Here is a 10676-nt window from a genome sequence, read left to right as displayed (position 1 = left end):
TAGGGACACCTCCGATGGTTATGGTGTGGTTACTTTAATTTTATCAGAGGTTGTCCCTATTTTCTTATGAAAACAAAAGAAACAATAAAAAAAAGTGGTCCGCATCGAAGATGCGGACCACTTTAAGTTTAATTTACTGGGTTTTGTCCCAGCCTCTTTTTTAGTCGAAAGAAAAAAATATCTCATCAAAGCTTTTATTAACATTGATAGCAAGTTGGGAATCCCCAAAATACCACTCATCATTCTTCTCATAAAAAAACCTAAGTGGCCCAACGCTCCATTCCTCTCCAGGATCATCCGGCACATCGATAGAAAATCCTACCGCATATCCTTTCTGTTTGCTGCCGAACCCTCCGTATTGTGGGAAGAGCCTGACGTACAAAATGCCGGTATCCTGTTTATATTCGTTTTCAAACCAGTTTAATGCTTCCTTTGCAACAGATAGTTTCATAATGGAACCCCCTTATGGATTACGATACAAAAACAAGAGTTGAAATTCTGTTGGATTGGTCACATTTCACAAAGGTTTTTGAACTTGTAGATGAAGAAAGTTCGGACAATTCTTTCATTGGGTAATTGCTTGAAGTGAAGCCCTTTTTTCTGTACAATTGCGAAGAAGTATGCCGAATTAAAGAATGAAATGATTATATTAACGTTTTTAAAGGGGAGATAAGCATGGGAAGAGTTTACGTGTTCGATCATCCGTTGATCCAGCATAAATTAACGTATATACGTGACGTGAATACCGGTACGAAAGATTTTCGCGAACTTACAGACGAGGTAGCTGCACTAATGGCGTTTGAAATTACCAGAGATCTTCCGCTTGAAGATGTTAAGGTACAAACACCGATCATGGAAACAACATCCAAAGTCATCTCAGGGAAAAAACTTGGACTTGTACCGATTTTGCGCGCGGGCCTTGGCATGGTAGACGGGATTCTTAAACTGATTCCTGCTGCTAAGGTTGGACATGTTGGCCTATATCGTGATCCTGAAACGCTAAAACCTGTGGAATACTATGTAAAGCTGCCTGCCGACGTGGAAGAAAGAGAATTCATTGTGATCGACCCGATGCTTGCGACCGGTGGATCTGCAGTAGAAGCAATCAACTCTCTTAAAAATCGCGGGGTGAAAAATATTAAGATGATGTGCCTGATCGCGGCTCCAGAAGGCGTGTCTTTGCTTCAGGAAGCACACCCTGACGTTGATATTTATATTGCTGCCCTTGATGAAAAGCTAAACGAAAAAGGATATATCATCCCTGGACTCGGTGACGCTGGTGACCGTTTGTTCGGCACCAAATAAGCATAGTGTGAAACGGTGAAATCTATTTCCAGCTTCATTCTGCATGCTGAAAATAGAGCACTTAACCGCTGGATAAAAAGCCTTCCTGTTTATGAAACGGGGAGGTTTTTTTACCCCTTTGAAAAAGTTAAAAGATGTGAATAAACAGTGACAATTTTCGTCAAAACTGGGAGAGATTTTATAACAATTATGATAGGTTTACTGAGGAAGAACCTGAAAACGCTTTTATGGCAAGGGATTTAGGGCTTCTTTGGCTCGATTTTATTTGTGACATAAATCACAACATTTGCCGGAAACACATTGACATCAACTAATGCCTATTGTATTCTTACAAAGGGTATAGTGATAAGGTTTTCAGATTCCTTTTTTTAGCCTGAATTCCCGTTTCGAAAAAAGTGCAGATGCTTTTTTCAATATCTAAGAAAAGGGGCGCTCGCTGTGAAAGCGATGGCACTCTATACGGCAATATTGTCTTATCTGGTGGGTTCGATACTGGTTGGCATCTTTGCCGGAAAGTGGATCGATAGCTTTTTCGACACGTTTCCACTCTTTTTAATCCTTGGCCTCTTACTTGGACTTGCAGCAGGTATCTTTGGGATGCTACGTCTTATACATACATTCAGTGGCGATGACTCAGGAGACGATAACACATGACAGAGTACTCACAAATGATAAGACGTTATTCACAATACACCCTCTATGTACTTGCGTTGTTTGTAATGGGGTGGGGGGTTACCTCTTACAAATCTGTTTTCCTCGGGCTTATCCTCGGCACAGTATTCAGTTTGATCAATCTTTTCAGTACGTATCGAAAAGTAAATCGAGTTGGACAGGCTGCTGTAGAGGGTAAAAAGGCAAAATCACTTGGTTCTCTAACCAGGCTTGCGCTGGCTGCACTGGCAGTGGCAATAGCCATGAGATACCCGGAATCATTCCATCTGGTAAGTGTGGTAATTGGGTTGATGGTAACCTACATTATCATTCTCATAGATTCAATCCTTCAAACTTTACGCTTTAAATAGGAAGAGAGGTGAGAAGCAGTTGGAACATCATGCTCCTTTAGTTGACTTTCTAGGTCTAACTTTCAATCTTTCAAACGTCCTCATGATCACGATCGCCTCCGTTATTGTATTTATCATTGCAGTAATCGGAACTCGTTCTCTAGCAATGCGCCCTACCGGAATGCAAAATTTCATGGAATGGGTGATGGACTTTGTTAAAGGAATCATTGGAAGTACAATGGACTGGAAAAGTGGAGGACGTTTTTTAACACTAGGTATGACGCTCCTCATGTACATTTTCGTTTCCAACATGTTAGGGTTGCCGTTTGCTGTGTCACTCGGCGAACATGAAAACTTATGGTGGAAATCTCCAACCGCAGACCCAACGATTACGTTGACGCTTGCAACGATGATCGTCGTCTTGACTCATTATTACGGGGTTAGGATGAAAGGTGTCAAAGAATACGGGAAAGGCTTTGTAGCTCCGTTCAGTTTTATGTTTCCATTTAAGATCATTGAAGAGTTCGCGAACACATTAACGCTTGGTCTTCGTCTTTACGGAAATATTTTCGCGGGGGAAATCCTTTTAGGATTGCTTGCAGGTCTAGGAACGAGTGGCGCGCTTGGTGCCATCGGAGCCTTTATTCCTATGATGGTATGGCAGGGATTCAGTATCTTTGTCGGAGCCATTCAGGCGTTCATTTTCACGATGTTAACAATGGTTTACATGGCCCATAAAGTGGCTGACGACCATTAATGTTATTGGTAGTTATTAATTTTTAATACTATAAAAAATTCTTATATCTTTAAGGAGGAAATTTATAATGGGTTTAATCGCAGCTGCAATTGCAGTAGGTCTAGCGGCAGTAGGTGCTGGTATTGGTAACGGTCTTATCGTAGGACGTACAGTTGAAGGTGTTGCTCGTCAACCAGAATTACGCGGTACGCTTCAAACAACTATGTTCATCGGGGTTGCCCTTGTAGAGGCATTGCCTATCATCGCTGTAGTTATCGCATTTATGGTAATCGGACAATAATCATACGTGTTAAAGGAATGCCTCGAAGATTTCTTGACACGGAGATATATGCTTTGAGGCTTGTTTCATGATGGCGGAGAAAGTTTCGAAATGGAACCAACCTTCGCCATTCGTTATGTATGACCTCTGAAGGGAGTGAACACTGTGCATTATTTAGTCAATGCAGGTATTCTAGGTGTTGAAGTTAATACTGGCGATATCATATTCCAGTTACTAGCGTTTATCATCTTAATGTTGTTGCTTAGCAAATTCGCGTTTGGTCCGTTGATGGGCATGATGAAGAAGCGTGAAGAGCATATTGCGAATGAAATCGAAACTGCTGAGAAAAACCGCAAAGAAGCGGAGGCTTTCCTAAACGAGCAGCGTGAAGAAATGAAACGTGTTCGCCAGGAAGCACATACAATTCTTGAGAACCAGAAGAAAATGGCTGACCAGCAAGGCCAGGAAATCATCCAGGCTGCGCGCCAGGAGTCAGAGCGTATGAAAGAAGCTGCATTAGCTGAGATCGAACGTGAAAAAGAAAGCGCCGTTGCTACATTGCGCGAGCAAGTTGCTTCATTATCTGTGATGATCGCTTCAAAAGTTGTTGAAAAAGAGCTTAAAGAAGAAGATCAGCAGAAACTTATTAACGAATACCTTACTCAGGTAGGCGAAAATAAATGAGCAGAGAATACGAAGTTGTAGCGAAACGTTACGCTGAAGCACTTTTCGATCTTGCAAATGAGAACCAGATTGTTTCCCAGATAGAAGACGAGCTAGCGGTTGTAAAAGAAGTATTCAACAAGAATCCGCAGCTTATGGAGTTTTTTAGACATCCAAAAGTTACAACAGACGAAAAAAAGAAAGTCATCTTTACAAGTTTTGGCGAGCTTTCCGATACAGTGAGAAACACGATGCTGCTTCTTGCAGACCGCAACCGTATCGAGATTACTCCTGAACTTATTGATCAATATACAAAGCTTGCAAATGACCAGCAGGGAGTTGCAGCAGCAAAGGTTTACTCTGTAAATCCTTTGTCTGATGAAGAACAAGCAAGAATCTCTGATGTTTTTGCGAAGCGTGTCGGAAAAGAAAAGCTGAGCATCGAAAATGTGGTAGATCCAGATTTGATCGGCGGTATAAAAGTTCGTATCGGCAACCGCATTTTTGATGGCAGCGTAAGCGGTAAACTTGAACGCATGAAACGTCAGTTAGTTTCTGCTAAAGGCTAGAGATAGGGGTGAAATGAATGAGCATCAAAGCTGAAGAAATCAGTGCTCTGATAAAACAGCAAATCGCAAATTATCAAGCTGATATAAAAGTTGATGATGTCGGTACCGTTATCCAGGTCGGTGACGGAATCGCTCGTGCTCACGGTTTAGATAACGTAATGGCAGGAGAACTCGTTGAATTTTCGAATGGCGTTATGGGTATGGCGCAAAACCTTGAGGAAAATAACGTAGGTATTATTATCCTAGGACCATACACTGACATCCGTGAAGGAGACGAAGTAAAACGTACAGGCCGTATCATGGAGGTACCTGTAGGGGAAGAATTACTTGGACGTGTTGTTAACCCGTTAGGACAACCTGTAGATGGACAGGGACCTATCAACACAACCAAAACTCGTCCGATTGAAAGTCCAGCGCCTGGTGTAATGGATCGTAAATCCGTACACGAGCCGCTTCAAACTGGTATCAAAGCGATCGACGCACTTGTGCCGATCGGACGCGGACAGCGTGAGTTGATCATCGGTGACCGCCAGACTGGTAAAACAGCTGTAGCGATCGATACGATCATCAACCAAAAAGACCAGGACATGATCTGTATCTATGTAGCGATCGGACAAAAAGAATCTACTGTCCGCGGCGTAGTAGAAACACTTCGCCAGCAGGGTGCGTTAGATTACTCCATCGTTGTTACATCATCAGCATCTGAACCTGCTCCATTGCAGTTCCTTGCACCATATGCTGGGGTTTCAATGGGTGAAGAGTTCATGTACAACGGCAAGCACGTACTAGTTGTATATGATGACTTAACAAAACAAGCATCTGCATACCGTGAGCTTTCCTTGCTGCTTCGCCGTCCTCCAGGCCGTGAAGCATATCCAGGGGATGTATTCTACTTGCACAGCCGTTTGTTAGAACGTGCGGCAAAACTTAGTGATGCAAAAGGCGCAGGATCATTAACTGCACTGCCTTTCATCGAAACACAGGCAGGAGACGTATCAGCGTATATCCCGACAAACGTTATCTCTATCACAGACGGACAGATCTTCTTGCAATCTGATTTGTTCTTCTCAGGTGTACGTCCGGCGATCAACGCAGGTCTATCCGTATCCCGTGTAGGTGGTTCCGCGCAAATTAAAGCGATGAAGAAGGTAGCAGGTACACTTCGTCTTGACCTTGCTTCATACCGTGAACTAGAAGCATTCGCCCAGTTCGGTTCTGATCTTGACAAAGCGACTCAGGCGAAACTGAACCGTGGTGCTCGTACGGTTGAAGTTCTTAAACAGGGTCTTCACAAACCACTTGCAGTTGAGAAGCAGGTTGCGATTCTTTACGCGTTAACTCGCGGATTCTTAGATGATATCCCAGTTGAAGACATTCAACGTTTTGAATCTGAATTCTTTACATGGTTAGAGCATAACCGCAAAGAAATTCTTGATACAATTGTTGAAACAAAAGCACTTCCGGATGAAGGCGACTTTAACGCAGCGATTGAAGACTTCAAAAAAGGCTTCGCTGTTTCTGAATAAGATGGGCACGGCCTTTTATGGCTGTGGCCAGCTTGGCAAAAAGGTGGTGAAAACGAGTGGCATCTTTACGTGATATAAAATCGAGGATTACCTCGACCAAGAAAACGAAACAAATTACGAAAGCGATGCAAATGGTTTCCGCTGCAAAGCTGAACCGTGCGGAAAACAACGCGAAATCATTTGTTCCATATATGAATAAAATGCAAGAAGTTGTTGCAAGCATCGCATCAGGAACATCCAGCGCACAGCATCCGATGCTAGTGAGCCGTGATGTGAAGAAGACTGGTTACATTGTGATCACTTCAGACCGTGGCCTTGCAGGTGCATATAACAGTTCTGTTCTTCGCCATGTGAACAAAGTGATCCAGGAACGCCATAATTCAACAGATGAATACGCGATTATTGTGGTTGGTAAAGTGGGACTTTCTTTCTTCAAGAAGCGCAACATGCCTGTTGTAGAAAGTATCGTAGGAATTGCTGACCAGCCGTCATTTGCTGACATCAAAGATATTGCTTCCAGAACGGTAGGAATGTATGCAGATGAAACGTTTGACGAGCTGTACATGTACTACAACCACTTTGTAAGTGCCATTCAACAGGATTTAACGGAGAAAAAGCTTCTTCCATTAACAGACATCAGTGCTGAGGGAGGCAAGCTGAGCAGCTACGAGTATGAGCCTTCTGAAGAAGAAATTCTTGAAGTGCTTCTTCCTCAATATGCTGAAAGTCTAATCTACGGTGCATTGCTTGATGCAAAAGCAGCCGAGCATGCTTCCCGTATGACAGCGATGAGAAGTGCGACGGATAATGCGGACGACTTGATCGGATCTCTAAACCTTTCTTATAACCGTGCCCGTCAAGCTGCCATCACACAGGAAATCACAGAAATCGTCGGCGGTGCAGCCGCGCTCGAATAGAACATTTTATGAAACAGTCTGTTAAAGTGCTGAAAAAAGTGGGGCTATGCTCCCGCTTCAACGCACGGAAAGCAAGTTAGGAGGGAAAAGGATGAGTAAAGGACGCATTACTCAAGTTATGGGTCCGGTTGTAGACGTTCAGTTTGAAAGTGGACAGCTTCCTGAAATCTACAACGCCCTTACAGTAAATTATAATGCGCAATCTGAGTCCGAAAAAGCAATCGACTTAACACTAGAAGTCGCGCTTCACCTCGGAGATGATACTGTTCGTACAGTAGCGATGGGTTCCACTGACGGTGTTGTTCGTGGAATGGAAACAATCGATACTGGCGCGCCAATCTCTGTACCGGTAGGAGACGTAACGCTTGGACGTGTATTTAACGTATTAGGTGAAAACATCGACCTTGACGAGCCGCTTGAAGCGGATGTTCGTCGCGATCCGATTCACCGTGAAGCACCAAAGTTTGATGAGCTTTCTACACAAACTGAAATCCTTGAAACAGGTATCAAAGTTGTAGACTTGCTTGCACCTTATGTAAAAGGTGGAAAAATCGGCCTCTTCGGAGGTGCGGGTGTAGGTAAAACCGTACTTATCCAGGAGCTTATCAACAACATCGCACAGGAGCATGGCGGTATTTCCGTATTCGCAGGTGTAGGTGAGCGTACCCGTGAAGGTAACGACCTATACTTCGAGATGAGTGACTCTGGCGTTATCAAGAAAACAGCAATGGTATTCGGTCAGATGAACGAACCACCTGGTGCGCGTATGCGTGTTGCGTTAACTGGTCTTACAATGGCGGAATATTTCCGTGATGAGCAAGGACAGGACGTATTGCTGTTTATCGACAACATTTTCCGTTTCACACAAGCAGGTTCCGAGGTATCCGCACTACTTGGCCGTATGCCATCAGCCGTTGGTTACCAGCCGACACTTGCTACTGAAATGGGACAATTGCAGGAACGTATCACATCAACTAACAAAGGTTCCGTTACATCTATCCAGGCGATCTACGTACCAGCCGATGACTATACTGACCCGGCTCCGGCTACAACGTTTGCCCACCTTGATGCAACAACAAACCTTGAGCGTAAACTATCTGAGATGGGTATCTACCCTGCGGTGGATCCTCTTGCATCAACTTCTCGTGCACTGGCACCTGAAATCGTTGGTGAGGAGCACTATAACATTGCTCGTCAAGTACAGCAAACATTGCAGCGCTATAAAGAGCTTCAAGATATCATCGCGATCCTTGGTATGGATGAACTTTCTGACGAAGACAAGCTAACAGTAGCACGTGCTCGTCGTATCCAGTTCTTCCTATCCCAGAACTTCCACGTTGCGGAACAGTTTACAGGCCAACCAGGTTCTTATGTGCCTGTAAAAGAGACGATCAAAGGATTCCAGGAAATCCTTGATGGTAAGCATGACGACCTTCCAGAAGATGCTTTCCGTCTTGTTGGACGCATCGAAGAAGTAGTAGAAGCTGCGAAGGAAATGGCGTAAGGAAAAGCGGAATGAGCCCGTTTAAATCCGAAAAGCGTTGGAGGGTTTTCGAAAGAACACGCTCTTTGTGTTCGTCGGAAAGGTGAAACGACTCGAGGATTTGGCTCATGTAGCTGGACATTAATAAAATAAAAGAAGTGTGGGTATAAAGGCAGTTTGCCTGCCTTTATAAAACCTGCTCCTACTGAGAATAAGCCCAAGGAGGGGTTACATGAATACATTGAAAGTCAATGTAGTCACCCCTGACGGCCCGGTGTATGAAGGGGAAGCGGAATTAGTCAGTGTAAAGGCCCAAAGCGGTGAGCTTGGAATCCTGCCTGGCCATATTCCACTCGTTGCCCCTCTTACCATTAGTGCAGTTCGTTTAAAGAACGGCTCTGATGCACAATTGGTAGCCGTTAGCGGTGGGTTTGTAGAAGTAAGACCAAAGCAATTAACCATTCTTGCTGAATCTGCCGAGCTTCCTGGCGATATCGATGTCGATCGTGCGCGTGCTGCTAAAGAACGTGCAGAACGCCGCATGGAGCAAGCGAAGCAGGAAAACGTCGACTTTAAGCGTGCTGAACTCGCATTGCGCCGAGCAATCAACCGTATGGAAGTTGCTGGTCGATAAGCAAGCATAAATGAGCACCAGAGGAATATTCCTCTGGTGCTTTTTTGTGTGATTTGAATGTGGAGCATAGTGCTGTTTGCTCTCTATTGAGAGGAGCGAGGTATTTGAGGACATTTGTTCCGCTATTTAGGCTAAAATAAAGATTTTTGAATTTTTTAGGACATTTGTTCCGCTATTCATTAAGATTACTGTCTTTTTACCAGTGATTTGGTCAAATAGCGGAACAGATGTCCTCTTTTACGGGAAAAAGTTGAATTTGGATGGAATAGAGGACTCAATGTCCTATAATCCTTCAGCGGTCACTAATTTTCACCTGCTTCTCATATGTATTCTATTCACAGAAAAATTTCTAATAAGTTCTTTCCAACCCTGCCATACTAACCCTGTATGAAAACAGTTTTGAAAGGAGAATTAGAGATGAAAAACGTTATAGCATGTTTGGCGGCAGCATTAATGCTAACTACCGCTGTAAATCCTGCACTTGCTGTTGGCGATAACACAAACCAAAACGTTGAAGTTAATCAAGGACAGCAAAAGCAGATGGCAAAGAAAAGAGGATACCTTCATTCTCATAAACATTTTAAAGAAATGTGGGAACTTCATCGGGAAATTGATGCTAAACAGGACCTCTTAGTTGAGCTGATGGTAGAAGTAGAAGTGACCCAGAAAAAGCAGCTTGCGGAGACTAACAAGAAGTTAAAAGAAATTAACAGTAATCTTGAAACAAAAACCACTGAACTGCGAGAGAAGCATCGGGCCTTAAAGCAGCAGTGGAGAGATGGCAGCGAAGAAGAAGCAAAGCAGGGCTTTGAGCAACTTGCAAAAGAGAATGAAAAGGTGCTAGAACTGCTGCGTGAAAAAAACAACCTGCTTCAACAAATGATCGACCAGCTAGAGAAGAAGTGATTACTGAGATAGGCTTAATCCTATCTCTTTTTTATTTGCTCTGTATTCAGGCTGAAAAATGCCTCGTTTATACGATAGAGCTCTTTTTTATAAATAACTGTATTCCACGAAGTTTTACCCTTATTAAGTATGTGGGACTGGGATAAATAAGAATTTGGATACGTATCAAGCATTTCATTTAAGAACGCGATCACGCTCTCCACCTCATCAGGAAGTGAAAAATATGTATCAGGGCAACTATGCATCCTTGAAAGCAAATTGAAAAATGCCTCTTTTTCCGAACCAGAAGCAACCTTCTTAAAATATCCCCACATATGTTCCAATGTATTACGCATATTATGACTTTGATATGGCTCGTTCCTAACACAAGTTATTTCCCGAAAAATATCCAAATAGTGATCTTTTTCTACAGCATTCCTAAACATTTCTTTAATATCTTTATAATAGTGATAGCCTCTTGCCATAACATCATACTTGTTTCTTGCCCATAATTTCTCCACAAGAACTTTAACCAAATGATTATTGAGCGAAATTTCTAACAACTCCTTCCTAAATTCTTGAAAAAGGTTTAATATTAAGTATAAAGAAACAATCATAATCTCTTCAAAATTCAATAGCCTGTATTAAAGAAGTTCTGTAAGCCTACTTGCTCTGTT

At 43.0% G+C, this 10676-nt stretch carries 14 protein-coding genes; 12 read left to right on the top strand and 2 right to left on the bottom strand.

All coding sequences use genetic code 11. The features are described 5' to 3' along the window. Positions 1-160: 160 nt before the first annotated feature. A complete protein-coding gene (locus FCL54_RS18715) occupies positions 161-451 on the bottom strand; it encodes a HesB/YadR/YfhF family protein (protein WP_138128461.1) in 291 nt (96 codons plus the stop codon). A 224-nt stretch (positions 452-675) separates the two neighbouring features. On the opposite strand from FCL54_RS18715, the gene upp reads away from it, so the two are divergent. The 12 genes from upp to FCL54_RS18655 all read left to right on the top strand — a co-directional run bounded on the left by upp (position 676) and on the right by FCL54_RS18655 (position 10020). Beyond that, positions 676-1305 carry a uracil phosphoribosyltransferase gene (upp, locus tag FCL54_RS18710; RefSeq protein WP_138128460.1) on the top strand — a complete coding sequence of 210 codons (630 nt, stop codon included), beginning with the start codon at positions 676-678 and terminating at the stop codon, positions 1303-1305. Positions 1306-1752: 447 nt separating this feature from the next. Further along, entirely contained in the window at positions 1753-1959 is a 207-nt protein-coding gene (locus FCL54_RS18705) for an AtpZ/AtpI family protein (protein WP_138128463.1), read from the top strand. Next, the gene (locus FCL54_RS18700) at positions 1956-2327 is read left to right on the top strand and encodes an ATP synthase subunit I (protein WP_138128459.1); all 372 of its coding nucleotides are present in this window, start codon (positions 1956-1958) and stop codon (positions 2325-2327) included. Before FCL54_RS18705 ends, FCL54_RS18700 begins: the two co-directional genes overlap by 4 nt. Before the next feature lie 19 nt (positions 2328-2346). Beyond that, positions 2347-3063 carry a F0F1 ATP synthase subunit A gene (atpB, locus tag FCL54_RS18695; RefSeq protein WP_138128458.1) on the top strand — a complete coding sequence of 239 codons (717 nt, stop codon included), beginning with the start codon at positions 2347-2349 and terminating at the stop codon, positions 3061-3063. A 67-nt stretch (positions 3064-3130) separates the two neighbouring features. Next, positions 3131-3343, top strand: coding sequence for a F0F1 ATP synthase subunit C (atpE, locus tag FCL54_RS18690; RefSeq protein WP_138128457.1), 213 nt, complete (start codon positions 3131-3133; stop codon positions 3341-3343). Positions 3344-3478: 135 nt separating this feature from the next. Continuing rightward, entirely contained in the window at positions 3479-4006 is a 528-nt protein-coding gene (atpF, locus tag FCL54_RS18685; protein ID WP_138128456.1) for a F0F1 ATP synthase subunit B, read from the top strand. Next, the gene (locus tag FCL54_RS18680; protein ID WP_138128455.1) at positions 4003-4554 is read left to right on the top strand and encodes a F0F1 ATP synthase subunit delta; all 552 of its coding nucleotides are present in this window, start codon (positions 4003-4005) and stop codon (positions 4552-4554) included. The genes atpF and FCL54_RS18680 overlap by 4 nt, the downstream gene beginning before the upstream one ends. Positions 4555-4571: 17 nt before the next feature. After that, positions 4572-6080, top strand: a complete 1509-nt coding sequence (atpA, locus tag FCL54_RS18675; protein WP_138128454.1) for a F0F1 ATP synthase subunit alpha — start codon at positions 4572-4574, stop codon at positions 6078-6080. A 56-nt stretch (positions 6081-6136) separates the two neighbouring features. After that, positions 6137-6997 (top strand): F0F1 ATP synthase subunit gamma, encoded by an 861-nt coding sequence (locus FCL54_RS18670; protein ID WP_138128453.1) that lies wholly within the window; start codon positions 6137-6139, stop codon positions 6995-6997. Positions 6998-7088: 91 nt separating this feature from the next. Further along, on the top strand, positions 7089-8501 hold the full coding sequence (gene atpD, locus FCL54_RS18665; RefSeq protein WP_138128452.1) for a F0F1 ATP synthase subunit beta: 1413 nt from the start codon (positions 7089-7091) through the stop codon (positions 8499-8501). 211 nt (positions 8502-8712) lie between these two features. Next, positions 8713-9114, top strand: a complete 402-nt coding sequence (locus FCL54_RS18660) for a F0F1 ATP synthase subunit epsilon (RefSeq protein ID WP_138128451.1) — start codon at positions 8713-8715, stop codon at positions 9112-9114. A gap of 417 nt (positions 9115-9531) precedes the next feature. Continuing rightward, complete coding sequence (locus FCL54_RS18655; RefSeq protein ID WP_138128450.1) at positions 9532-10020, top strand: hypothetical protein; 489 nt, start codon at positions 9532-9534, stop codon at positions 10018-10020. 20 nt (positions 10021-10040) lie between these two features. Here FCL54_RS18655 and FCL54_RS18650 read toward each other — a convergent pair whose 3' ends face one another. Next, complete coding sequence (locus FCL54_RS18650) at positions 10041-10616, bottom strand: DUF1722 domain-containing protein (protein ID WP_171016925.1); 576 nt, start codon at positions 10614-10616, stop codon at positions 10041-10043. Positions 10617-10676: the final 60 nt, after the last annotated feature.

This window comes from Exobacillus caeni (assembly GCF_005747095.1).
Taxonomy (GTDB): Bacteria; Bacillota; Bacilli; order Bacillales; family Guptibacillaceae; genus Exobacillus; species Exobacillus caeni.
The sequence above is the reverse complement of the archived record's forward strand: the minus strand, read 5'-3'. Positions and strand labels throughout refer to the sequence as shown.